Origin of the sequence: Variovorax sp. WS11 (genome assembly GCF_010499245.1) — a bacterium.
In the GTDB taxonomy this organism is placed as follows: Bacteria; Pseudomonadota; Gammaproteobacteria; order Burkholderiales; family Burkholderiaceae_C; genus Variovorax.
The window spans coordinates 60130-82909 of record NZ_JAAGOW010000002.1 but is presented as its reverse complement, the minus strand read 5'-3'; the positions used below and the strand labels follow the sequence as shown (position 1 = coordinate 82909).

At 69.2% G+C, this 22780-nt stretch carries 21 protein-coding genes; 4 read left to right on the top strand and 17 right to left on the bottom strand.

The window, feature by feature from the left end:
* Positions 1–139: 139 nt before the first annotated feature.
* Positions 140–1099, top strand: a complete 960-nt coding sequence (gene pcaQ / locus GXN78_RS20910) for a pca operon transcription factor PcaQ (protein ID WP_239142837.1) — start codon at positions 140–142, stop codon at positions 1097–1099.
* Here pcaQ and GXN78_RS20905 read toward each other — a convergent pair.
* From GXN78_RS20905 to GXN78_RS20895, 3 genes are read right to left on the bottom strand one after another with little or no spacing between them, the layout of a single operon-like run.
* The gene (locus GXN78_RS20905; RefSeq protein ID WP_106554175.1) at positions 1082–2188 is read right to left on the bottom strand and encodes a mechanosensitive ion channel domain-containing protein; all 1107 of its coding nucleotides are present in this window, start codon (positions 2186–2188) and stop codon (positions 1082–1084) included. The two genes, pcaQ and GXN78_RS20905, sit on opposite strands and share 18 nt — an antisense overlap.
* Positions 2188–4419 (bottom strand): FUSC family membrane protein, encoded by a 2232-nt coding sequence (locus GXN78_RS20900; RefSeq protein ID WP_106554176.1) that lies wholly within the window; start codon positions 4417–4419, stop codon positions 2188–2190. Before GXN78_RS20900 ends, GXN78_RS20905 begins: the two co-directional genes overlap by 1 nt.
* Positions 4419–5444: an inositol monophosphatase family protein gene (locus tag GXN78_RS20895; RefSeq protein ID WP_106554177.1), complete on the bottom strand. Its 1026-nt coding sequence runs from the start codon at positions 5442–5444 to the stop codon at positions 4419–4421. The genes GXN78_RS20900 and GXN78_RS20895 overlap by 1 nt, the downstream gene beginning before the upstream one ends.
* Positions 5445–5566: 122 nt before the next feature.
* Between GXN78_RS20895 and GXN78_RS20890 the strand changes: the two genes are divergently transcribed.
* Both GXN78_RS20890 and cysE read left to right on the top strand, forming a co-directional pair.
* A complete protein-coding gene (locus tag GXN78_RS20890; RefSeq protein ID WP_106554178.1) occupies positions 5567–6331 on the top strand; it encodes an RNA methyltransferase in 765 nt (254 codons plus the stop codon).
* Between the two features lie 35 nt (positions 6332–6366).
* Entirely contained in the window at positions 6367–7140 is a 774-nt protein-coding gene (gene cysE, locus GXN78_RS20885) for a serine O-acetyltransferase (protein WP_106554179.1), read from the top strand.
* Between the two features lie 13 nt (positions 7141–7153).
* Here cysE and mog read toward each other — a convergent pair whose 3' ends face one another.
* Positions 7154–7750, bottom strand: a complete 597-nt coding sequence (gene mog / locus GXN78_RS20880) for a molybdopterin adenylyltransferase (protein WP_106554180.1) — start codon at positions 7748–7750, stop codon at positions 7154–7156.
* The gene (yjgA, locus tag GXN78_RS20875) at positions 7747–8403 is read right to left on the bottom strand and encodes a ribosome biogenesis factor YjgA (RefSeq protein WP_106554181.1); all 657 of its coding nucleotides are present in this window, start codon (positions 8401–8403) and stop codon (positions 7747–7749) included. The genes mog and yjgA overlap by 4 nt, the downstream gene beginning before the upstream one ends.
* Positions 8404–8469: 66 nt before the next feature.
* Between yjgA and pmbA the strand changes: the two genes are divergently transcribed.
* Positions 8470–9840: a metalloprotease PmbA gene (gene pmbA / locus GXN78_RS20870; protein ID WP_106554182.1), complete on the top strand. Its 1371-nt coding sequence runs from the start codon at positions 8470–8472 to the stop codon at positions 9838–9840.
* A 3-nt stretch (positions 9841–9843) separates the two neighbouring features.
* Here pmbA and GXN78_RS20865 read toward each other — a convergent pair whose 3' ends face one another.
* From GXN78_RS20865 to nirB, 12 genes are all read right to left on the bottom strand, one after another.
* Positions 9844–10572: an alpha/beta fold hydrolase gene (locus GXN78_RS20865; RefSeq protein WP_106554183.1), complete on the bottom strand. Its 729-nt coding sequence runs from the start codon at positions 10570–10572 to the stop codon at positions 9844–9846.
* 134 nt (positions 10573–10706) lie between these two features.
* Positions 10707–11159, bottom strand: a complete 453-nt coding sequence (locus tag GXN78_RS20860; protein WP_239142836.1) for an NUDIX domain-containing protein — start codon at positions 11157–11159, stop codon at positions 10707–10709.
* Between the two features lie 2 nt (positions 11160–11161).
* Positions 11162–11611, bottom strand: coding sequence for a GatB/YqeY domain-containing protein (locus GXN78_RS20855; RefSeq protein WP_106554185.1), 450 nt, complete (start codon positions 11609–11611; stop codon positions 11162–11164).
* A 102-nt stretch (positions 11612–11713) separates the two neighbouring features.
* Positions 11714–11926 carry a 30S ribosomal protein S21 gene (gene rpsU / locus GXN78_RS20850; protein ID WP_007833691.1) on the bottom strand — a complete coding sequence of 71 codons (213 nt, stop codon included), beginning with the start codon at positions 11924–11926 and terminating at the stop codon, positions 11714–11716.
* Positions 11927–12022: 96 nt separating this feature from the next.
* Entirely contained in the window at positions 12023–13267 is a 1245-nt protein-coding gene (locus GXN78_RS20845) for an NAD(P)/FAD-dependent oxidoreductase (protein WP_106554186.1), read from the bottom strand.
* Positions 13267–14397 carry a sterol desaturase family protein gene (locus GXN78_RS20840; protein ID WP_106554388.1) on the bottom strand — a complete coding sequence of 377 codons (1131 nt, stop codon included), beginning with the start codon at positions 14395–14397 and terminating at the stop codon, positions 13267–13269. The genes GXN78_RS20845 and GXN78_RS20840 overlap by 1 nt, the downstream gene beginning before the upstream one ends.
* 79 nt (positions 14398–14476) lie before the next feature.
* A complete protein-coding gene (cobA, locus tag GXN78_RS20835) occupies positions 14477–15268 on the bottom strand; it encodes a uroporphyrinogen-III C-methyltransferase (RefSeq protein WP_106554187.1) in 792 nt (263 codons plus the stop codon).
* Positions 15265–16179, bottom strand: a complete 915-nt coding sequence (gene ybiB / locus GXN78_RS20830) for a DNA-binding protein YbiB (RefSeq protein WP_106554188.1) — start codon at positions 16177–16179, stop codon at positions 15265–15267. Before ybiB ends, cobA begins: the two co-directional genes overlap by 4 nt.
* Positions 16180–16277: 98 nt before the next feature.
* On the bottom strand, positions 16278–19073 hold the full coding sequence (locus GXN78_RS20825) for a nitrate reductase (protein ID WP_106554189.1): 2796 nt from the start codon (positions 19071–19073) through the stop codon (positions 16278–16280).
* A 21-nt stretch (positions 19074–19094) separates the two neighbouring features.
* Positions 19095–19520 (bottom strand): nitrite reductase small subunit NirD, encoded by a 426-nt coding sequence (gene nirD / locus GXN78_RS20820; protein ID WP_106554190.1) that lies wholly within the window; start codon positions 19518–19520, stop codon positions 19095–19097.
* 10 nt (positions 19521–19530) lie between these two features.
* Positions 19531–20310, bottom strand: a complete 780-nt coding sequence (locus GXN78_RS20815; protein WP_106554191.1) for a type IV pili methyl-accepting chemotaxis transducer N-terminal domain-containing protein — start codon at positions 20308–20310, stop codon at positions 19531–19533.
* A gap of 23 nt (positions 20311–20333) precedes the next feature.
* Positions 20334–22766 carry a nitrite reductase large subunit NirB gene (nirB, locus tag GXN78_RS20810; RefSeq protein ID WP_106554192.1) on the bottom strand — a complete coding sequence of 811 codons (2433 nt, stop codon included), beginning with the start codon at positions 22764–22766 and terminating at the stop codon, positions 20334–20336.
* Positions 22767–22780 lie beyond the last annotated feature (14 nt).

Sequence of the window (22780 nt, the reverse complement as noted above, 5' to 3'; positions counted from 1 at the left end):
GTGGGGCGCAACAGGTCGACTCTAGGAGCGCTCGCATCGCCACACAACTGAAAGCTGTTCTGCCTGCTATTCCGGATGGTTATATTTAAAATCTCCGGCAACAGGGGAACCGTGCATGTCAGCTATAAATTTTTCTCGCTTGAAGCTGCGACATCTGCAGTGCCTGGTGGTGGTGGCCCAGGAGCGCAACCTGGTGCGTGCCGCCAAGGCGCTGGCGCTCACGCAGCCGGCGGTCTCCAAGACCATCGCCGAGCTCGAGGACATCGTCGGCCGCAGTTTGCTGCTGCGCAGGCGGCGCGGCGTCGAGCTGACGGCGGCCGCCGACGTGCTGGTGCGCCACGCGGTGGTGGCGTTGCGCGGGCTGCGTGAAGGGCTGAGCCTGGCGCTGGACCAGCCCGAGCTCGACCAGTTGCAAGTGGCCGTTGGCGCCCTGCCGAACATGGCGGCCCACCTGTTGCCCGCGGCCATCGCGGCGCTGCATGCGCGGGCCCCGGCGCTGCGGGTGCGCGTGGCCAGCGGCACCAACGCGCAGCTGATGACGCAGCTGCGCCAGGGCGAGATCGACCTGGTGCTGGGACGCCTCGCCCAGGCCTCGGCAATGGCCGACCTGGCTTTCGAGCAGCTCTACAGCGAGCCGCTGCTGCTGGTGGCGCGGCCCGGCCATCCGCTCGCGGCGCCGCGGCGACCGAAGCTCGAAGCACTGGCGGATCATCCGCTCGTCTTGCCGGTGTCTGGCACGCTGATCCGCCACACGGCCGATGCCTTCCTTGTGGCGCAGGGCATGGCGCCCCCGCGCTGCCTGGTGGAGGCGACCGACACCAGCTTCGCGCTCGGCCTTCTGCAGTGCACGGATGCAGTGTGGTTCGCGCCGCAGGGGGCCGTCGACGGCTTTCTTGCGCGCGGCGAACTGAGCCGGCTGGCCATCGACACCGCGAGCACCGAGGGCCCGGTCGGGCTCACTGTGCGGCGCGTCGGTGATGCAAGCGAGGGCGCTCGTCTCCTGATCGAAGCCATCCACGAGGTGGTGCGGCAACGCGCCGGAGCGCTGGCCGCCGCAGCCCGGCCCGGGCGCGCGCGCCGCTCAGCCGGCGCGCGCTGAGGCGGTTCGCGGAGCGGAGCGATCCGCCGCGGCGTCCGCCTGCGGCTGCGGATCACCCTCGACGCGCAGCCGGGGCAGGAACTGTGGGTAATCGCGCTGCATGAAAGCGATCAGCCCCTCGCGCACCGTGCAGCGCAGGTCGAAGGCGAGCGAGGAGGAGGCAGCCGTGCACAGCACGCGGATCTGCATCGTGCGCTCGGTGGCGTCGGTCACGCGCAGGTTGAAGAAGCGGCCGTCCCACTCGGGCGCCGACTTCACGATGCGCTCGACCTCCTCGCGCAGCGGCGCCAGCGGCATGCCGTAATCCGCGTAGATGAAGACCGAGCCCAGCAGCTGCGAACTGCTGCGCGTCCAGTTCTGGAAGGGCTTCTCGATGAAGTAGGACAGCGGCAGGATCAGGCGCCGGTCGTCCCAGATGCGCAGCACGACGAAGGTGCCGGTGATCTCCTCCACGCGGCCCCATTCGCCTTCGACCACCAGCACGTCGTCGATGCGGAGCGGCTGCGCCAGCGCGATCTGCAGCCCGGCGATCAGGTTGCTGAACACCGGCTTGGCGGCCAGGCCGGCGACGATGCCGATCACGCCTGCGGAGGCCAGCAGGCTGGCGCCGACCTGGCGCGCACCGGGGAAGGTCATGAGCATCAGCGAGGCGCCGGCCACCAGCAGCACGCTGTCGGCGGTGCGCGCCAGCACGCGGGTCTGGGTGAGCACGCGGCGCGCCTGCAGGTTGTCTTCCACGTCGTGGGGATGCTTGGACAAAACGCCGTCGGCGATGCCGTTGACGGCGCGCACGGCCAACCAGGTCACCGCCGCAATCAGCAGCAGGCCGTTGAGGTGGCGCACGCTGTCGACGAAGCGCAGGTCGTCCGGTGCGGCCTGCCACACCATCTGCAGCGCGACCAGCGGCAGCGCGAAGCGCGCGGGGATCTGGATCTTGACCAGCATGGCGTGCAGCACGGGGGCATGGCGCGTCAGGCGCCGCAGCACCATGCCGCCGATGCGGTGGGCCAGCAGCGCCAGGGGCACTGCAATGAGCGCGGCCAGGCAGGGCCCGAACCACGGATGGGCGAGCAGCATCTGCTTGTTCATCAGGCGATCTTGGGGGTGTCGAGGATGGGGGGTTGAAGAATGCGCGCCGCGTCGTCGCGCAGCTGCGCCGAGATGCCGATCGCCATATCGAGCCGGCGCAGCAGCCAGGGGCTGACGTCGTTGTCGAAGGGATCGGGCAGGGGGATGGATTCGGCCACCGTGGTCGCGGCGGCGCTCTCGGGCATGACCGGGCCGGTGGTGGGCGTGCTGCCGATGTTGGCCTCGATGCGCGTGGCCGCGCGCTGCAGCGGGCCCTCGATCTCGGCCGGCGTGAGCCGGTCGCGCCGCAGCACCAGCATGGATTTCACCGCGCTCAACTGGGCCAGCAGCTGGTAGCTGTGCGCCTGCAGGTGCTCCAGCGGCTCCAGCGGCGGCTGCACCGCGCGCGGCTCCGAGAGCGAGCGCTGCGTGGCTTGGACCAGCGCCGAGAGGCTGTCGTAGGCCTCGCGGCGCGCCAGGCGCCATTCGAGCTCGGGGCTGGTCTGCACGGCGCGCAGCTGGCCCAGGCCGAGGGCGAGCCGCGCATGGCGCGCCTGCGCCGTGAGGGTGCGTGCGACCAGCGAGGGGATCTGGCTGCGCTCCCACGAGGGCAGCACGTAGCAGAAGGCCCAGGCCAGGCCGGCGCCGATCAGCGTATCGGCCACCCGTTCGAAGAGCGCGAAGGTGGGGCTCATGCCGACGTTGAGCTGATGGGCCTGCAGCAGGCCCAGCACGGTGGCGGCCACCGAGGTGATCAGATACTTGCGCACTGCGAAGCCGTGCGCAACGGCCTGCGCTGCGGTCATCGCGATCAGCGCCCCCAGTGCGCTGGGATGCGTGGACAGCAGCGCCACGGCGACCACGCAGCCCAGCAGCGTGCCGGCCACCCGGCTGTTGCGCCGTTCCAGAGTCTGCGAGAGGCTGCCGCGCAGCACCACCACGATGGTCAGCAGGATCCAGTAGTCGTGCGATCCCCAGGGCAGCATGACCGCGATCGCGTAGCCGACGGCCACCGCGAGCGCGGCGCGGATCGCATGGCGCAGCGGCGGCGCGTCCCAGCGCCACAGCGTGAGGAAGGGCATCAGCGACCAGTCGGTGGGGCTCACGAACATCTGCCAGTTAGCTCGCACGACCGCGAGATCGGGCTCGAGCTCGCCGCGCGCCAGGCCCACGAGACGCAGCACCTCGTCGTTGATGTGGCCGATGCGGCTGGCCAGCCCGCGCGCGAGCATGGCGGGCGTGGGCCCGGTGGAAAAGGGCGGGTGCGCCGCGTCTTCCTCGAGATGGATGGCCGCCAGCTCCGGGCGGCGGTCGGGCGCGGGGTCGGGCTGGCGGCCTAGCAGCAGAGCGTCGGCCAGCGCGACCGTTTCGTCGGCCAGCTCCAGGAGGACGCGCTGCATCTCGCACAGCGCGGCGGCATGGCCGGGGTGCGCCTTCAGCGCATCGAGGTCGAGCTCGCTGGCCAGCAGCATGTCGCGCAGCTCCAGCACCGTGACCAGCATGCCGGCGAGCCGTTGCCGGCGCGGCGTGCGCGGCGATTCGAGCACGATGTCGCGCGTGGCCTGCAACTGATCGGCCAGCGCCGCCTGCTCTCGCAGCAGCTGGCCCAGCAGCGGAGCGGGCACCTCGCGCACGTCGCCGGAATCGTCCCTGGGGTTGAACTGGCCCGCCTCGGTGCGCATCAGCGCGGCCAGCGAGGACAGCAGGTCGGCCATCGCCTGCACCCGGTAGCGGCCGTTGAGCGCGTGGTTCGCGAGCAGGGCGTAGATCACGTAGAGCCCGGCGCCCAGGCCGAAGTACAGCGTGCGCTCGACGGCCTCGTGCATGCCGGTGGGCGTCGGCGTGGCCATGGAGAAGATCATCGAGAACATGATCGCGATGGCGATCGGGATGCCGCGCTTGCCCCAGGCCATGGCCACGAAGGCCAGGAAGGTGGCGGGCACGAGCAGCAGGCCGAGGCGCAGCGGCGCCGAATGCAGCAGCTGCACGCAGAAGAAGAGCGGCAGCCCGACCAACGGGGAGGGCACCATCTGCCAGAACTTGCCGCGGCGCGGGCCGGGCAGGTCGGGCGGCGCGGTCACGATCACGCCGACCCCGGCGGCGGCAGCAGCTGCAACGCCCAGCGCGAGGTGGACGCCGCCCGAGATCAGCAGCAGCCCGAAGGCGACCGACAGCCCGTTCGCGACGTAGTGGGAGAGCGCCACGCGCAGCGCGGCGCGGCCTCGTTCGGTGGCGGCGCGCTGCGCCTGCATCACTCGGCGGCGGGGTCGCCCGCGGCGGGCGTTGCGGGGCTTTCTTCGCGGCGCAGGCGGGTGAGCTTGCGCGGTGCCGGGGCGGCGGCTGCGGCTTCGGCCGCTGCTTCGGCAACAGCCGTATCGGCATGCACCGTGCTGCGCGCGTAGACGCTGCCTGCCGAAGGATCGACCGCGCGCACGCGCTCGCTGGCGGCAAACTTGTCGTCCACGCTCGCGAACTTCGAGTACTTGCCCAGCAGCGGCACCAGCTGGCCGTAGATGCGCGGCGAGCCGGCGAGGCACTCGCGCTGCTCGAGGAAGTCGGGCTCGCCCGTGAAATTGCCGATCAGTCCGCCGGCTTCGGTGACCAGCAGCGAGCCGGCCGCCACGTCCCAGATGTTGAGGCCGGTCTCGAAGAAGGCGTCGCTGAAGCCGGCGGCGACGTAGGCCAGGTCCAGCGCCGCGGCGCCGGGGCGGCGCAGGCCGGCGGCGCGCGGCATCAGGTCGGCCATGATGGCCAGATACTGCTTGAAGTTGTCGCCGGTGCGGAAGGGGAAGCCGGTCGTGATCAGGCACTCGTTCAGCCTGACGCGCTTGCTCACGCGGATGCGGCGCTCGTTCATGAAGGCGCCGCGGCCGCGGGTGGCGGTGAACAGGTCGTTGCGGGTCGGGTCGTAGATGACGGCGTGCTCGACCTTGCCCTTGATCGCGAGCGCGATCGAGACGCAGTAGACCGGGAAGCCATGGATGAAGTTGGTGGTGCCGTCCAGCGGATCGATGATCCAGACGAAGTCCGAATCCTTGGCACCGTGCTCGGTGCCCGATTCCTCGGCGAGGATGCCGTGTCCCGGGTAGGCGCCGAGCAGCGTTTCGATGACCGCTCGCTCGCTCGCGTGATCGACCTCGGTCACGAAGTCGTTGACCTGCTTCTGCGAAATGCGCACCGCCTCGATGTCGAGCGCGGCGCGATTGATGATGGCGCCGGCGGCGCGGGCGGCCTTGACGGCCACGTTGAGCATGGGGTGCAGGTTGGGAGAAGACATCGGATTGTGGGAAGAACGGCGGGCGGGGCCCTGAGAAGGCGGCCCGGCGATGCGGGCGGCGAGAATTGCGGATTTTACCGGGTCGGACCTGGCCTTCGGCCGGCTCCCTCTTCAGCCAGCTCATGCGCACCCGCTTCATCCTGATCCAGACCAGCCATGCCGGCAATGTCGGCGCCGCCGCGCGCGCCATGAAGACCATGGGCTTCGACGAGCTGGTGCTGGTGGCGCCGCGCTGGGCCAACGTGCTGCGGCGGGAGGAAACCATCCAGCGCGCGAGCGGAGCGCTGGACGTGCTGGAGCGGGCCCGCATCGTCGACACGCTGGACGAGGCGCTCGACGGCGTCACCCACCTCTGCGCCACCGCGATGGTGCCGCGCGACTTCGGCCCGCCGACGCGCACGCCGCGCGAGCACCTGGGGCCGCTGGCCGCGGGGGACGAGCAGCACGTGGCCTTCCTGTTCGGCTCGGAGCGCTTCGGCATGCGCAACGAGGACGTGTACCGCTGCCATGTGGCGCTCAGCATCCCGACCGACCCGGCCTTCGGCTCGCTGAACCTGGGCGCCGCGATCCAGGTGATCGCCTACGAATGGCGGCTGGCGCTGGGCGGCTTCGGGGTGCGCGAGACGACCGCGCCGGTCCTGGCCGCCGACGCACGGGCCGTGGCGGGCATGCTGGAGCACTGGGAGCGCTCGCTGGTGCAGATCGGCTTCCTGGACCCGGAGGCACCCAAGAAGCTGATGCCGCGGCTGCAGCAGCTCTTCAACCGCGCCCAGCCGACGCCGGAGGAGATCCATATCCTGCGCGGCATCGCCAAAGCCATGGCCGATGCGGCAGGGGGCGGGAGCTACAAAACCCCATCGCCGGTGCGCGATGACCCCAGCCCTTAGACTGCGCAGCCCATATCGTCATCACAAGAACATCCATGTTCTCGCGTCTGCGCTCCGACATCCAGTGCATCCTCGACCGCGATCCGGCGGCGCGTTCGCGCTGGGAAGTGCTGACCCTCTACCCCGGCCTGCATGCCCTGGTGCTGCATCGCATGGCGCACTGGTGCTGGGGCCACGGCCTGAAGTGGGTGGGCCGCTTCGTCTCCTACGGCTCGCGCTGGCTCACCGGCATCGAGATCCATCCGGCCGCGGTCATCGGCGATCGCGTGTTCTTCGACCATGCGATGGGCGTGGTGGTCGGCGAGACGGCCGAGATCGGCGACGGCTGCACGATCTACCAGGGCGTGACGCTGGGCGGCACCTCGCTCTACAAGGGCGCGAAGCGGCATCCGACGCTGGGCAAGGATGTGGTGGTGAGCGCCGGGGCCAAGGTGCTGGGCGGCTTCGTGGTGGGCGACGGGGCCAAGATCGGCAGCAATGCGGTGGTGATCAAGCCCGTGCCCGCGGGGGCGACCGCCGTCGGGATCCCGGCGCGCATCATTCCGGCCAGGACGGCAAGCGTTGGCGATTCGAGTAGCACCGGCAGGAAGTTCGAGGCCTACGGGATCACGCAAGAAGACGACCCGCTGTCGCTGGCCATGCGGAGCCTGATCGACAACGCGTCGAGCCAGGAGCATCAGATTGCGCTGCTGTGGCAGGCGATCGAGACACTGTCGGCGCAGCCGGGGAAGAAGGATTGCGTGCCGGGAGAGGCGGCGACCAAGGAGTGCTTCGAGGCGCAGCGGCTGACCGAACTGGTCGGCAAGTGACTGTCTGGCTCCCTCAGGGAGTCGAAGGCCGGATCGCCGACTTGGGCCTGAATGCCTTGCACACCGCCTCGTCCGTTTCCAGATAAGGCCCGCCGATCAGGTCGATGCAGTAGGGCACTGCCGCAAATATGCCGGGCACCGCCTGGGTGCCGTCGGGGTTCTTCAGCCCTTCCAGCGTCTCCGCGATGGACTTCGGCTGCCCCGGCAGGTTGATGATCAGGCTCTGGTCGCGGATCACCGCCACCTGCCGCGACAGGATGGCGGTCGGCACGAAGCGCAGGCTGATCTGCCGCATCTGCTCGCCGAAACCCGGCATCTCCTTGTGGGCGACGGCCAGCGTGGCCTCCGGCGTCACGTCGCGCAGGGCCGGGCCGGTGCCGCCGGTGGTCAGCACGAGCGAGCAGCCGGCGTCGACCAGTGCGATCAACGCGGCGCTGATCGCTGCCTGTTCGTCGGGGATGAGCCGAGGCTCGAATTCGATGGGATTGCGCAAGGCGCGCTGCAGCCATTCCTGCAGTGCGGGCAGGCCCTTGTCCTCATAGACCCCGCTGGAGGCGCGGTCGCTGATCGAGACGATGCCGATGCGAACAGGGTCGGGAGGGTTGCTCACGCGTCTTCCTCTCGCGCCTGCGCCGCGGCTTCAGCCGCATGGTCCGCGGTGCCATGGACTTCGAGCTGCGCGCGCAGCAGCTGGAACAGCTCCCGGTAGGCTTTGCCCTGGCGCGGTGCCTCGCCGGGCGGGCCTTCCTTGAGGTCCTTGCGCGCCTGGCGCACCAGCGCGCGCAGCTGCTGGGCGTCGGTGCCGGGATGGGTTTCGATCCAGCCGCCCAGCCCGTCGTCGTCGGCGATCAGCCGGTCGCGCCAGCGCTCGGCGTCGTGCAGGATGGCGGCTTCCTGCGCGGGGCCGCGGTTCTGCTCGTCGAGCGCCGCGCGGATGGCATCGAGCGTGGCGGCGTCGAGACCGCGCATCAGCTTGCCGATGAACTGCATCTGGCGGCGCTTGCCCTCGAAGTTGGTGATGCGCTTGGCTTCGTCGATGGCGTCGCGCAGCTTGTCCCCGAGTTCCAGCTTGTCGAACAGGCCGGCGCGCAGGCCCAGCAGGGCTTCGCCCAGCGTCTGCAGTTCGGCGCTCTCGCGCTTGAGGTCGGTCTTGCTCGCCGCGTCGCTGCCTTTGAGCTCGCGCTTGAGCTCGAGATCGAGTTCGCTGCCTTCGGCGACAAAGGTGCCGCGGACGAAGTAGCCTTTCTTGGGTTTGCGGGGCATAGAGGCAATCGTTAAGCCGTAAGCCGTTCCGTCGAAAACGGAGGGCGCAAGTATCATAGCCGCCACATGAGCACCTCTTCCTCGCGCGCCGACTCCGGCTTCGCCTACAGCCGTTCCTTCTTCGAAAACCTGGTCGACTCGGCCCTGGCGCACGCCAGGAAGCTCGGCGCCACCGATGCCGGCGCGGAGGCGTCCGAGGGCTGCGGCCTCAGCGTCTCGGTGCGCAAGGGCGAGCTCGAGAACGTCGAGCGCAACCGCGACAAGTCGCTGGGCGTCACGGTCTACGTGGGCCACCGCCGCGGCAATGCCAGCACCTCCGACTTTTCCGAGGCGGCCATTGCCCAGACGGTCCAGGCCGCCTACGACATCGCGCGCTTCACGGCCGAGGACCCGGTCAGCGGCCTGCCCGACGAGGCCGACATCGCGACCGAGCAGCCCGACCTGGACCTGTTCCACCCCTGGGACATCACGAGCGAGCAGGCCGCCGCGCTGGCGCTGGAATGCGAGGCCGCGGCCCTGTCGACCGACAAGCGCATCACCAACAGCGAGGGCGCCGGCGTCTCGGCGCAACACAGCCACTTCTTCAGCGCCCACACGCGCGGCTTCCGCGGCGGCTATGCGAGCTCGCGCCATTCGGTCTCGGTGGCGCCCATCGCGGGCAAAGGCGACGACATGCAGCGCGACGCCTGGTACAGCTCGATGCGCTCGGCCGAGGAGCTCGCGAGCCCCAAGGCCGTCGGGCGCTATGCCGCCGAGCGGGCGCTGAGCCGCCTGAAGTCGCGCAAGATCAAGACCACCGAATGCCCGGTGCTGTTAGAGTCGCCGCTGGCCGCGGGACTGTTGGGCGCGCTGGTGCAGGCGACCAGCGGAGGTGCGCTCTACCGCAAGAGCACTTTCCTGCTCGACTCGCTGGGCAAGCCGGTGCTGCCCTCGCACATCGACGTGCTGGAAGACCCGCACATCCTGCGCGGCAAGGGCAGCTCGGCCTTCGACGATGAAGGCGTGGCCACCCGCAAGCGCAAGGTGGTCGACGGCGGCCGGCTCGAGGGCTACTTCCTGAGCACCTATTCGGCGCGCAAGCTGGGCATGAAGACCACCGGCAACGCCGGCGGCTCGCACAACCTCACGCTGAGCTCGCGCCGCACGAAGAAGGGCGACGACCTCGAGGCCATGCTCGCCAAGCTGGGCACCGGCCTGTTCGTCATCGAGCTGATGGGGCAGGGCGTCAACTACGTGACCGGCGACTATTCGCGCGGCGCCAGCGGCTTCTGGGTCGAGAACGGGAAGATCGCATTTCCGGTGCAGGAGATCACGATCGCCGGCAACCTGAAGAGCATGCTCATGGGCATCGACGCAGTTGGCGCCGATGTCTACAACTACGGCGCCAAGACCACCGGCTCGCTGCTGGTGAACCGGATGAAGGTCGCTGGCAGCTGATCGCTAGTCACGCCCGGCTTCGATGATCTTGCGCGCCAGCAGCGCGGGATCGGTGAAGCACAGCTCGTGGCTGCCGGGGCACTCGACCAGCCGGAACAGGCCCAGGCGCTCCGACAGGCGCGGATGCCAGGGCAGGCTGTGCGGCAGCGCGATGTCCTGCTGGCAGTTCAGGTAGGACTTGCCCACCGGGAGTTCCGCCAGTTCCGCGTTCAGGGCTGGAGGATCGGTGAAGGTCCGGTAGGGGTGCGGGTTGAGCAGCCCATAGGCGCGCTCGGCCGTGGCCAGGTCGGCGTCGTTGATGAAGACGTCGCGCCAGATCGGGAAGGGCAGCGTGATCGCGCCGTCGTTCTGCGCCGCGATACCGTCGAACATGGCCTTGTAGTGAGGCGGCACCAGGTCGACCAGGGATTGGCCGCGAAGCGGCACAAAAGCGTTCCAGTACACCAGCCGGCGCACACGTTCCGGCACCAGGCTCATCGCGCCCGAGATCACCATGCCGCCGTAGCTGTGGCCGACCAGGCGCACATCGCGCAGATTGCGCTCAGTGATGAAGTCGGCCAGCGACTGCACCGCGTCGGCCAGGCCGGTGGTCGCGCGCGAGTCGCCCGGCCGGTTGCCGGCCAGCGTGGGGCAGTGCACGGTGTGGCCCTGGGCCCGGATGGTCTCGGCCACGGGCTCCAGCAATTCGCCCGTGTGCCATGCGCCGTGAACGAGAACGTAGGTGTCCGCCATTTCAATCTCCTCGTGGTTGTAAGGGCTGCAAGGGAGCGGCGACGGAGCCTGGCCGCTGGCGGTGAGGGGCTCCATGCGCGTACTCCGGCCTGTGCGGCCGAGCGAACTATAGGGCGTGCCCGGTCGGCCGCCAACTATTGCGCGAGTGCGGCGCGTACCTTGTCGATGACGCGGACGTAGGGTGCTGTGAAGCCGTCGAGCGGCGCATCGGGCGCCAGCCAGCTGAAGCGGAAGACGAGCCCGTGTTCCTCGGGGCTGCCGCTGGCCGTGTGCTCGAAGTGTTCGGGCAGGGGCGCCTGCGCGCGCATCAGGAACAGGTGCCAGAGTTGGGAGGTCTTTTCCCGGTTGCCTTCTATGCCGGCCTCGCACTCGCGATCCAGCGTGCCCAGGGGCACCAGCTCGCCGTCGTAGACGATGCCCGATTCCTCCAGCAACTCGCGCCGGACTGCGTCCTCGGGCGATTCGCCGGGCTCGACGGTGCCCTTGGGCAACTGCATGCCGGCGTCGCCGGGGTGGAGGAACACCAGCAGCCGGTCCCGGTCGTCGACCAGGCAGGCGCAGGCCTTGAGCACCTGTTGCGCCGGCACGCTCAGCCGCCCGAAAGCGCGGCCTTGACCGCGGCGCTGACGAGGCCCATGTCGGCCTTGCCGGCCAACCGGGTCTTGACGGCACCCATCACCTTGCCCATATCGCCCGGGCCCTTGGCGCCGAGCTCGGCGACGATCGCCTTGACCTCGGCGGCGATCTCATCGGCGCCCATGCGCTGGGGCAGGTAGGCCTCCAGCACCTTGATTTCGGCAGCCTCCTTGTCGGCGAGGTCGGTGCGCCCGCCCTGGGTGAAGGCGGCGACCGAGTCCTTGCGCTGCTTCACCAGCTTGTCGACGATGGCGACGACCATCGCGTCGTCCAGCTCGATGCGCTCGTCGACTTCCTTCTGCTTGAGGGCAGCCAGCAGCAGGCGGATGGTGCCCAGGCGCTCCGAGTCCTTGGCGCGCATCGCGGTCTTCATGTCTTCGGTGATCTGGTCCTTGAGGCTCATGGCTTTGCTTTCGAGAGGGCGGAAAAGACAAGAGCCGCGGCAGGTTGTCCCTGGCGCGGCTCAGAACGGGCGTCGGTGTGGGCCGACGCGGCGGGTGCCAGCTTAGTACAGCTTCTTGGGCAGCTGCATGCTGCGCACGCGCTTGTAGTGGCGCTTGACGGCGGCGGCCTTCTTGCGCTTGCGCTCGGCGGTCGGCTTCTCGTAGAACTCGCGGGCGCGCAGGTCGGTCAGCAGGCCGAGCTTTTCGATGGTGCGCTTGAAGCGGCGAAGCGCGACGTCGAAGGGTTCGTTTTCTTTAACGCGGATGGTGGTCATTTAAAAATCGGTTGCTTGAATTTGGCCTGGGGAAGATCGGCCCCGGGCCGGGTTTCCTCAACACGAAAAGGGTGGGCCGTTGAGGGGTGGCCAAAGTTAGCCGGGCATTATAGCGTGATTGGCATTCGCTTCCAGTGCCTGCGCGCAGGCGTATGCGCTGGCCCAGGCCCACTGGAAGTTGTAGCCGCCCAGCCAGCCGGTGACGTCCACCACCTCGCCGATGAAATACAGGCCGGGCTGCTTCGATTCCATGGTCTGCGAGGACAGGTCCCGGGTGTCGACGCCGCCGGCCGTGACTTCCGCCTTCTTGTAGCCCTCGGTGCCGCTGGGCGTGATCTGCCAACGGGCGATGCGCTCGGCCAGCGCCGCGAGCGCCCGGTCGGCCGCTTCGTTGATCGGGCGCTGCAGCGCGGCGTCCTGCCCCACCCAAGCGTCGGCCAGCCGGGTCGGTACCAGGCCGGCGAGCTCGTTGGCGATGCGCTTGCGGGAGCGCTGCTTGGCTTCGGCCAGCGCGGCCTGCATGTTCACGCCCGGCGCGAAGTCGATGTCGAGCGGCGCACCGGGCTGCCAGTAGCTGGAGATCTGCAGCACCGCCGGGCCGGAGAGCCCGCGGTGGGTGAACAGCAGATCCTCGAGGAAGACCGTCCGCTCCTTCTTGCTGCCGGTCGCGATCTGCACCGGCAGGGCGAGGCCGGCCAGGTCGGCGTAGGGCGCCCAGGCCTCGCCGCCGAAGGTCAGGGGCACCAGGGCAGGGCGGGGCGTGACGACGCGCAGGCCGAAACGGGTGGCCAGCCGGTAGCCGAAGTCGGTGGCGCCGATTTGCGGAATGGACAGCCCACCGGTCGCCACCACCACCCGGGGGGCGTGCGCCTCGCCGCGGCTGGTCTGGAGCCGGTAGCCCTCGCCCGGCGTGAAGCCGATCTCGCCGACGCTGCAGGGCTGCCAGTGCGCCACGCCGCCGGCCGCGCATTCGGCCAGCAGCATGTCGATGATCTGCTGCGAGGCGCCGTCGCAGAAGAGCTGGCCCTTGTGCTTCTCGTGGTAGGCGATGCCGTGGCGCTGGACCAGGTCGATGAACTGCTGCGGCGTGTAGCGCGACAGGGCAGAGCGGCAGAAATGCGGGTTGCCGCCGATGAAGTGGCGCTGCGGCGCGCGCACGTCGAGGTCGCGGTTGGTGAAGTTCGCGCGGCCGCCGCCGGAGATGCGGATCTTTTCGCCGATGCGTTCGGCATGGTCGATCAGCAGCACCTTCAGGCCGCGCTGGCCGGCCAGCCCGGCGCAGAACAGGCCGGCCGCGCCGGCGCCGACGACGATGGCGTCGAATGCGCTCGCGGCCCCCATCAGCCCTTCCACAAGAACGGGAACTTCAGCTGCTTGAAGAAGCCGTTGGGCACGTAGTCGCCCACCACGCCGTAGCGCTCGGGCCAGAGCCGGGTGCTCTTCACCGCGGTGCCGAAGAGATAGTCGAGGAAGGCGTAGTGCGCGGCGTAGTTCTTGTCGATCGCCTCGTCGTCCTGGCTGTGGTGCCAGTGGTGGAAGTTGGGCGTGACGATCACGTAGCGCAGCGGCCCCAGGCGCACGCTCACGTTGGCATGGTTGAAGACGGCCTGGAAGCCCACCACCACGATGTACGCGTCGATCACTTCCTTGCTGAAGCCCAGCACGTAGATCGGCGCCAGCACCAGCGTGCGCGTAATCAGCAGCTCGAGGATGTGCTGGCGCGAGCCGGCCAGCCAGTCCATGCTCTTCACGCTGTGGTGCACCGCGTGCAGGCGCCACAGCAGCGGCACCTCGTGGTAGGCGCGGTGCGTCCAGTACTGCACCAGGTCGGCCACCAGGATGATCAGCAGCAGCCCGGCCCAGAAGGGCAGCCCCGCGATCCAGCCGCGCACGCCGTCGTTGGCGGCCCAGCCGAAGAGCTTGTGCACCAGCAAGTTGGTGGCCAGCAGCACGAAGCCCACGATCATGTGGTTGACCACGAAGTGGTGGAAGTCGGTCTGCCATTCGGCGCGGAACACCGGCTGTTCCTTGCGGTGCGCGAACAGCTTCTCGATGAAGATGAAGATCAGCGAGGAGCCCAGCAGGTCGAGGATGAACCAGTCCAGCCCGATGTAGGGCGTGTTGTCGGCGAAGTCGTTGACCGGCACCTTGTGCCCGCCCAGCAGCGCCGCGGCCGCCACCAGCAGGAAGGCGAAGGCCGAGAGCCAGCGCGAGCGGTTGAAGATGATGTTGACCAGCGCCATTCCGCCGGCGATGACCATGGCCGTGAGCAGCACGAGGCGCATCACGTCGACGTTGTAGCTGCGGCGCAGCTCGGGCGTGCTCAGGTACTGCGGGAAGTGGAAGACCAGCACGCCCAGGAAGCACAGGACGGCCAGCGAGAACGCGATCGTCCCGGTGACCAGGCCCCGGCCGCGTTGCAGCTCGCCGTGGCTCTCGACGAATTCGTTGAGTTTCTCGAGTTCCAGCATGCCCATCTCCGCCCGTTGTTCTTCAGGTCGAAGATTCTAGGTCGGCGGGCCCTGCAATCGGGCCGGCCGAATGGCCGATTCAGGTGCCGAAGCGCGTGGCCGGCAGGCCTGCCGTCGCCAGGCCGCGCAGCACATCGCCCACCACGATCACGGCCGGGCTGCCCAGCCCAGCGGCCACCACGTCACGCGGCAGGTGCGCCAGCGTGGTCGCGACATGGCGCTGCTGCGGCAGGCTGGCGTGCTGGATCACGGCCACGGGCGTTTCGCCGGGCAGACCGTGCAGCAGCTGTTCCTGGATATGGGCCACGCCCGAGACGCCCATGTAGATCACGAGCGTCAACCGTGCATCGCGCGCCGTGGCCGCCAGCTGGCGCCAGTCGGTGGGATGCTCGGCGGCCGCATGCCCGGTCTTGGCATGGCCCGTCACGAAGACGACGCCCTGCGCATGGTCGCGGTGCGTGAGCGGCACGCCCAGCGCGGTGACCGCAGCCAGGCCGGCCGTGATGCCGTTGAGCACCTTCACCTCGATGCCTTCCTCGCGCAGGTGCTCCACCTCCTCGCCGCCGCGGCCGAAGATGAAGGGGTCGCCGCCCTTGAGGCGCACCACCGTCTCGCCCTCGCGCACTGCGGTGATCATCAGCCGCTCGATGAACGCTTGCGGGGTGCTCTTGCAGCCGCCGCGCTTGCCCACGTGGATGATGCGGGCGCCGGGCTGCGCGTAGGCCGCGAGGATCTCCTCGCTCACCAGGTCGTCCACCAGCAGCACGGTGGCCGCCTGGATTGCCTTGACGGCCTTGATGGTCAGCAGCTCGGGGTCGCCCGGGCCGGCGCCGACCAGCGTGCAGCTGCCGTGAAGGGAAAGAAGGCTCATGCTTGCTCCATGTCGTGGCTCAGTTGCAGGACGTGGCGGACCTGCTGCGCGATGGCGTCCGGTACCGGCGCCTGGCCGGCCAGCACGCGGCGCGTGTAGTCGGCGGTTGTGTGGACATCGATGTCGGCCGGCAGGCCCGGCACCTCGGACAGCGTGCCGGGCTGCTGCGCCTGCAGCGCGATGCGTCGCCCCTTGACGAAGCCGTCGACCTGGCCGGTGCGGCGCGGATCGGCCACGCTCTCGCCTTCCAGGCCGCGCGAGAGCAGGGCGGTCGTGCCCATCAATTCGAAGGTGGCGGCCATCGATTCCGCATAGGCCGGATGCGTGTAGCTGCCGACCACCACGCAATCGCCTTCGCAGGGCTGCATCAGCTTCACCACGCTGTGCCCGGGATTGCGCAGGCCCACCACGCGGCGCACGTCGAGCAGGCGCTTGAGGCCGGGGCTGAGCAGCGCGGTCGGCGCGAACACCACCTCGCCGTCGGCGATGGGCCGGATGTGCTCGAGCGGCTGCACATCGAGCGCCGCGAGCACGTTGGACGACAGCACCCGCGTCGACTCGGTGGCCGCGCCGTGCACCAGCACCGGCAGCCCCTCGCGCGCCAGCAGCAGCGCGAGCAGCGGCGTCAGCACCGGCAGCCGGCGCGCGCCGTTGTAGCTGGGCAGCACCGCCAGCGGCCGGCCGGTGGCCGGGAAGCGCGCCAAGCGCGCGTGCGTGGCATCGAGAAAGCCCGCCATCTCCTCGGGCGTCTCGCCCTTGATGCGCATGGCCAGGCAGAAGGCGCCGGTCTCGAGGTCGGTGACGGTGCCGTCGAGCACCTGGCCGAACAGGTCGCAGGCCTGCGCGCGGTCCAGCGGCTTCGCGCCGCGCGCGCCGCGGCCGATTTCCTTGATGTAGTGGCTGATTCCCATGGGTGCCCGGATTGTCCCGCAAGGCTTATGCCGCACGGCGCGGTCGCTTATGCCCCGGCGTGCAGCAGGGGCGAGGGATGCGCCGTGCATCGCGGGCTTCATGGCGCGGTCGCCAGGGCGGGGCTCGCACGCACCATGCGCTTGAGCTCGGGCAGGCAGGAGCCGCAGTTGGTGCCGCACTTCAGCGCACCCTGCAGCGCGGCAAGGCGCTCGCCGTCCGTGCCTGGCGTGTCCGCCAGCCGCTCGGCAATCGCGGTCTGCGTGACGCCGAAGCAGCTGCACACGACCTTGCCGCGCGCCGAAACGCCGGCCGGGGCGGTCGAGCCCGGCTTCAGCAGCTGGCGACCGTAAGCCTGGGCGGGCAGGCGGTCCTGCAGCAGCGCCTTGATCCAGGCCTCGGCGCGGGTGTCGCCGGCCAGCAGGAAGGCTTCGAGGTGCGCGTCCTGGCCGTCGCGCACCAGCCGCGCCGCCCGCCGCTGGCCGTGCTTCCTGTCGGCGTAGCGCAGGCTGTCGGCGCCGTGCAGCGACAGCAGCTCCTCGATGCGGGCCAGCACCTCGTCCGGAGGCGCCTCGTAGGCGGCGCCGCGGAACAGCACGCCGGTGCGTTCCGCTGCGCCGCCTTCCAGGGCGCCGCCGGCGCCGAAGGGCACGCAGCTCGCGAACACGAAGGAGGGCATCAGCGCGCGCAAGGCCTCGTGAACGCGCAGGGCGGCATCGCCAGGCAGCCAGCCCACGGCCAGCAGGGTCCAGGGCAGTTCGGCCTTGAGGATCTTGACGGCCGCGTGCTTGAGCTCGGGCTGCTTCGAATCGGGGCAGAAGGCCGGCGTCGTGAGCGCGTTGACGCCCGCCAGCCGCTCGCCGGTGCTGGAGCGGCCGCTCAGGTATTCGCCGCCCCAATGCATGGCGATGAAGGCCTGGCTCAGGCCCACGTCGGTGCTGCCGGCCACCGGCAGCACGATGGAGCCGCGCCGCGACGTGACGTGCACCAGCTCGCCTTCGCGCAGCTGGCGGCGTGCCATGTCCTGCGGATGCATCTGCACCGAAGGCTCTGCCGCGTGGCCGAACAGCCGGCCCAACGTGCCGGTGCGGCTCATGCCGTGCCACTGGTCGCGCAGGCGCCCGGTGGTGAGCGAGAAGGGATGGCGAGCATCGCGCGGCTCGGCCACCGGCTTGTAGGCCACGTCGACGAAGCGGGCGCGGCCGTCGGGCGTGGGGAAGACGCCGTCTTCGTAGAGGCGCGCGCGGCCGGCGGATTCGCCCTCGCGCAGCGGCCATTGCTGCGGCGCGGCCTCCAGCATGGCGTAGCTCATGCCCGTGATGTCGAGGTCGCGGCCGCGGGTGGATTCGCGGTGCTCGTTCCACACCGATTCGGCGTCGGGATAGGGAAAGAGCGTGTCCGTGCGCCCGAGGCGCGCTTCGAGCCGGCGCGCAAAGTCGGCGGCGATCAGCCAGTCGTCACGCGTCTCGCCGGGGCGCGCCACGGCGTTGCGTACGCGCGAGACGCGGCGTTCGCTGTTGGTGACGGTGCCGTCCTTCTCGCCCCAGGTGGTGGCCGGCAGCAGCAGGTCGGCGTAGTCGCAGGTGGCAGTGGTCGAGAACGCTTCCTGCACCACCACGAACTCGCAGCGCTCGAGCGCGCGCCGCACGGTGGCCTGGTCCGGCATGGATTGCGCCGGATTGGTGCAAGCGATCCACAGCGCGCGGATCTCGCCGTCGGCCGCGGCCTGGAACATCTCGACCGCGGTCTTGCCTGGCTTCTCGGGCACTGCGGGAACGCCCCACAGGGCAGCCACCTCGGCGCGGTGCGCGGGGTTGGCGAGATCGCGGTGCGCCGACAGCAGGTTGGCCAGGCCACCCACTTCACGGCCACCCATCGCGTTGGGCTGGCCGGTCAGCGAGAAGGGGCCGGCGCCCGGCTTGCCGATCTGCCCGGTCGCCAGGTGCAGGTTGATCAGTGCCGCGTTCTTCGCAGTGCCCGAGCTCGACTGGTTCAGGCCCTGGCAATAGAGGCTCAGCGTGGCCGGCGAGGTGGCGAAGAGGCGCGCGGCCTCCAGCAGGTCGTCCTTGGAGATGCCGCAGACCTGCGCCACGCGCTCGGGCGTGCAGTCGCGCACGGTGCGCTTGAGCTCGTCGAAGCCGGTGGTGTGGGCCGCGATGTAGGCGGCATCGGTCCAGCCTTCCCACAGCATCAGGTGCAGCATGCCGTGGAACAGCATCACGTCGGTGCCGGGCTGCAGCGCGAGATGCAGGTCGGCGATCTCGCAGGTGTCGGTGCGGCGCGGATCGGCCACGACGATCTTCATCGCCGGGTTGGCCGCCTTCGCATCTTCGATGCGGCGGAACAGGATCGGATGCGCCCACGCCGTGTTGCTGCCGGTGATGAAGAGGCACTGCGCGTGCTGGAAGTCGTCGTAGCAGGCCGGCGGCGCGTCGGCGCCCAGCGTCTTCTTGTAGCCGGCCACCGCGCTGCTCATGCACAGGCGCGAGTTGGTATCGATGTTGTTGGTGCCGATCAGGCCCTTGGCGAGCTTGTTGAAGACGTAGTAGTCCTCGGTCAGCAGCTGGCCGGAGACGTAGAAGCCGACGGCGTCGGGGCCGTGCTCGCGGATGACCTGGGCGAACTTGTCGGCGGCGGTGTCGAGGGCTGCATCCCAGCCGATGGCTTGCGGCGTTGCGCCGCGCTCGGCGCGCCGCATAGGCTGCAACAGGCGCGTCTGCCGCGTGACCGCCGCGCTAGCCGTCAGGTGCAGGGTCGACCCCTTGGTGCACAGGCGGCCGAAGTTCGCCGGGTGGTCGGGGTCGCCGCGCACGCCGGTGATCTGCGCGCCATCGGACTCGATGATCACGCCGCAGCCCACGCCGCAGTAGGGGCAGGTGGAGCGGGTTTCGTTCATGGGTCGTACGCCTTGCCGCGCCTACATGCCGTGGGGTGCCTGCACATCGAAGCTCTCGTCGCCGAGCTTGCCGGCCGTCGCAGCGCCGGGGCCCGCGCGAGGCGGAGAGAGGTCGAGCGCCAGCGTTGTCAGCTCGCGTGCGTCCAGCATGACCTGCTCGCCTTCGACCTTGCACGCGAAGCGCGGCGTGCAGCCCTCGTCGGGCGACTTCGCGCAGCCGTCGTCCAGGCCGATCGCCCAGTTGTGCAGCGGGCAGGCCACGCTGGTGCCGAACACGATGCCCTGCGACAGCGGCCCGCCCTTGTGCGGGCAGCGGTCGAGCAGGGCGAAGACCTGGTTCTCGGCGTTGCGGAACACCGCCACGTCCATGCCCGCCGGCCGGGCCACGCGTCGTGCGCCGAGCACGGGGATGTCGTCGACGCGGCAGATGGCTTTCCATTCGCTCATGGGGATCTCTCTAGGTTTTGAGGTTGGAGTACAGGCCGGTGATGCGATCCATGATCGTCAGCAGGTTCTCGCTGGTGACGAACACGTCGGACATGAGCTTGGGCGATGCGCCATCGCCCTCCATGCGCTGAAGGCCGTGGTTGAAAAACACCCACTGCGCGTCGGCGAGCGCCAGCTCTTCCTTGATCTGCGCGGTGGCCTCGGGCGCAGTGCGCAAGGTTTCCAGCGCAGCCACGAACTCCGTGCGCGCCTTGCCGATCTCGGCCGCGCCGCCGCTCGGGTCGATCTGCAGGGCATTGGCCAGGTAGAACTTCGCCATGCGCTGCGACAGCATGCGCTGGCGGCCGGCGATGTTGACCAGCTTGCCCACCGACTTGCCCGAGGCCGCTTCGTACTGCGTCGTGCCCTGGTGCGCCAGACCGAGCACGGCGGCGTCCAGCTTGACGATCCTTGCCGCCCCGTTCCTGCTCGGCGCGGGGCCACTCAGTTCTTTCTTGAAGTCGCTCCAGGCAGTATCCAGCGCGTCGTAGGTGCCGCGGATGGCGGGGGTGGGCGCGAAGGTCTTGAGCTCCACCAATTGGCGGTCGAACAGGGCGATGGAGCGCTCCAGCACCTGCTGGGCGTTGCGCGTCTCCACGTTTTGCACAAGCGCCAGGTAGGCCTTGCTCGCGCGCTGCGACAGCATGCGCTGGCGCCCGGCCTTGTTGATGGCGTCGTTGAGATCGGCCACCTGGGCGCGTGCACCCAGGCCGACCAGGGCGGTAGAGGCGATGAAGAGGCGTCTTTTCAAACCGTTTCTCCGATTCGCCGTCTTCACGCCGTCAGCGGCGTGAACTGCCGCACGTCGACCGAGGCCTGGCTCGACTCGAACCACGGATCGGGCTCGCCGTCCAGCGCGAACTGCAGGCGCTCCCACAAGGCCTTGCGGCCTTCGGCGTCCTCGAGGATCTTCTTCTTCACGTAGTCGAGGCCCACGCGGCCGATGTAGTGCACCGTGCGCTCGAGGTACCAGCCCTCCTCGCGGTAGAGCTGCAGGAAGGCGCCCGAATACTCCATCACCTCTTCGGCGGTCTTGGCCTTGAACAGGAACTGCGCCACCTCGGTCTTGATGCCGCCGTTGCCGCCCACGTAGATCTCCCAGCCCGAGTCCACTCCGATCACGCCCACGTCTTTGATGCCGGCCTCGGCGCAGTTGCGCGGGCAGCCCGAGACGGCGAGCTTGACCTTGTGCGGCGAGTACATGGCCCACAGCGCGCGCTCCAGGTCCTTGCCCATCTGGGTCGAGTCCTGGGTGCCGAAGCGGCACCACTCGCTGCCCACGCAGGTCTTCACCGTGCGCAGCGACTTGGCGTAGGCAAAGCCCGAGGGCATGCCGATGTCCTTCCAGACGTTGGCCAGGTCTTCCTTCTTCACGCCCAGCAGGTCGATGCGCTGGCCGCCGGTGACCTTGACGGTCGGGATCTTGTACTTGTCGGCCGCGTCGGCGATGCGCCGCAGCTCGTCCGGCGTGGTGTGGCCGCCCCACATGCGCGGGATCACCGAATAGGTGCCGTCCTTCTGGATGTTGGCGTGGCTGCGCTCGTTGATGAAGCGGCTCTGCGGATCGTCCTTGGCCTCCTTGGGCCAGGTCGAGATCAGGTAGTAGTTGATGGCCGGCCGGCAGGTGGAGCAGCCGTTGGGCGTGCGCCAGCCCATGCCGCGGTAGACCTCCGCGTGGCCGAGCCAGTGCTCCTTGCGGATCGCGTCGCGCACGTCCTGGTGGCTGGCATCGGTGCAGCCGCAGATGGCCTTCTTCTTCGGCGTGGCCGAGTAGTCGCCGCCGGCGGTGAACATCAGGATCTGCTCCACCAGGCCGGTGCAGGAGCCGCAGGAGGCGCTGGCCTTGGTGTGCTTCTTGACCTCTTCCAGCGTGAACAGGCCCTTGTCCTTGATCGCCTTGCAGATGGTGCCCTTGTTGACGCCGTTGCAGCCGCAGACCTCGGCGTCGTCGGGCATCGAGGCGGCCTTGTTGTGGCCCTCGTGGCCGGTGTCACCGATGTTCGACTCGCCGAACATCAGCTTGTCGCGGATGTCGTGCACGCTGCGGCCGTCGCGCAGCAGCTTGAAGTACCAGCTGCCGTCCACCGTGTCGCCGTAGAGGCAGGCGCCGACCAGCTTGTCGTCCTTGATCACCAGCTTCTTGTAGACGCCGCCGAAGGGATCGCTCATCACGATCTCCTCGCAGCCCTCGCCGCCCATGAAGTCGCCGGCGGAGAACAGATCGATGCCCGTCACCTTCAGCTTGGTGGATGTGAGCGAGCCCGAGTAGCGGCCGATGCCGAAGTGCGCCAGGTGGTTGGCCGCCACCTTGGCCTGCTCGAACAGCGGCGCGACCAGGCCGTAGGCGATGCCGCGGTGCGCGGCGCATTCGCCCACCGAGTAGATGCGTGCGTCGGTCACGGTCTGCATGGTGTCGTTGACCACAATGCCGCGGTCGCAGTGCAGCCGCATCTTCTGTGCCAGGTCCACGTTGGGGCGGATGCCCACGGCCATCACCACCAGGTCGGCCGCGACTTCGGTGCCGTCCTTGAAGCGGATGGCCTTCACGCGGCCATCTTCGCTGCCCACCAGCTCCTGCGTCTGCGCGCCGATCAGGAACTTCAGGCCGCGGTCCTCCAGCGACTTCTGCAGCAGCTTGCCCGCCACGTCGTCGAGCTGGCGCTCCATCAGCCAGGGCATGACGTGCACCACCGTGACGTTCATGCCGCGCAGCATCAAGCCGTTGGCGGCTTCCAGGCCCAGCAGGCCGCCGCCGATGACGACTGCGTTCTTGTGCGTCTTCGCGGTTTCGATCATGTAGTCGGTGTCGGCGATGTCGCGGTAGGCGATCACGCCCTTCAGGTCCTTGCCGGGCACCGGCAGGATGAAGGGATTGGAGCCGGTGCACATCAGCAGCCGGTCGTACTCGGCCTCGGTGCCGTCCTCGGCACGCACGATGCGCTTGACGCGGTCGACCTCCACCACCTTCTTGCCGGCGTGCAGGGTGATGTTGTTCTCGGCGTACCACTCCCAGCTGTTGAGAATGATCTCGTCCACCGTCTGCTCGCCGGCCAGCACCGGCGACAGCAGGATGCGGTTGTAGTTGGGATGCGGCTCGGCACCGAAGACGGTGACGTCGTAGAGCTCGGGCTCGATCTTGAGCAGCTCCTCGATCGTGCGCACGCCGGCCATGCCGTTGCCGACCATCACGAGTTTCATCTTCTTCATGGGGTGGACCTTTC

Bases quoted from the DNA above. Each gene is read 5' to 3' on its own strand.
- GXN78_RS20905 (WP_106554175.1), bottom strand. From the start codon at position 2,188: ATGAACAAGCAGATGCTGCTCGCCCATCCGTGGTTCGGGCCCTGCCTG.
- GXN78_RS20900 (WP_106554176.1), bottom strand. From the start codon at position 4,419: ATGCAGGCGCAGCGCGCCGCCACCGAACGAGGCCGCGCCGCGCTGCGC.
- GXN78_RS20895 (WP_106554177.1), bottom strand. From the start codon at position 5,444: ATGTCTTCTCCCAACCTGCACCCCATGCTCAACGTGGCCGTCAAGGCC.
- GXN78_RS20890 (WP_106554178.1), top strand. From the start codon at position 5,567: ATGCGCACCCGCTTCATCCTGATCCAGACCAGCCATGCCGGCAATGTC.
- cysE (WP_106554179.1), top strand. From the start codon at position 6,367: ATGTTCTCGCGTCTGCGCTCCGACATCCAGTGCATCCTCGACCGCGAT.
- yjgA (WP_106554181.1), bottom strand. From the start codon at position 8,403: ATGCCCCGCAAACCCAAGAAAGGCTACTTCGTCCGCGGCACCTTTGTC.
- pmbA (WP_106554182.1), top strand. From the start codon at position 8,470: ATGAGCACCTCTTCCTCGCGCGCCGACTCCGGCTTCGCCTACAGCCGT.
- GXN78_RS20865 (WP_106554183.1), bottom strand. From the start codon at position 10,572: ATGGCGGACACCTACGTTCTCGTTCACGGCGCATGGCACACGGGCGAA.
- GXN78_RS20855 (WP_106554185.1), bottom strand. From the start codon at position 11,611: ATGAGCCTCAAGGACCAGATCACCGAAGACATGAAGACCGCGATGCGC.
- rpsU (WP_007833691.1), bottom strand. From the start codon at position 11,926: ATGACCACCATCCGCGTTAAAGAAAACGAACCCTTCGACGTCGCGCTT.
- GXN78_RS20845 (WP_106554186.1), bottom strand. From the start codon at position 13,267: ATGGGGGCCGCGAGCGCATTCGACGCCATCGTCGTCGGCGCCGGCGCG.
- GXN78_RS20840 (WP_106554388.1), bottom strand. From the start codon at position 14,397: ATGCTGGAACTCGAGAAACTCAACGAATTCGTCGAGAGCCACGGCGAG.
- cobA (WP_106554187.1), bottom strand. From the start codon at position 15,268: ATGAGCCTTCTTTCCCTTCACGGCAGCTGCACGCTGGTCGGCGCCGGC.
- ybiB (WP_106554188.1), bottom strand. From the start codon at position 16,179: ATGGGAATCAGCCACTACATCAAGGAAATCGGCCGCGGCGCGCGCGGC.
- GXN78_RS20825 (WP_106554189.1), bottom strand. From the start codon at position 19,073: ATGAACGAAACCCGCTCCACCTGCCCCTACTGCGGCGTGGGCTGCGGC.
- nirD (WP_106554190.1), bottom strand. From the start codon at position 19,520: ATGAGCGAATGGAAAGCCATCTGCCGCGTCGACGACATCCCCGTGCTC.
- nirB (WP_106554192.1), bottom strand. From the start codon at position 22,766: ATGAAGAAGATGAAACTCGTGATGGTCGGCAACGGCATGGCCGGCGTG.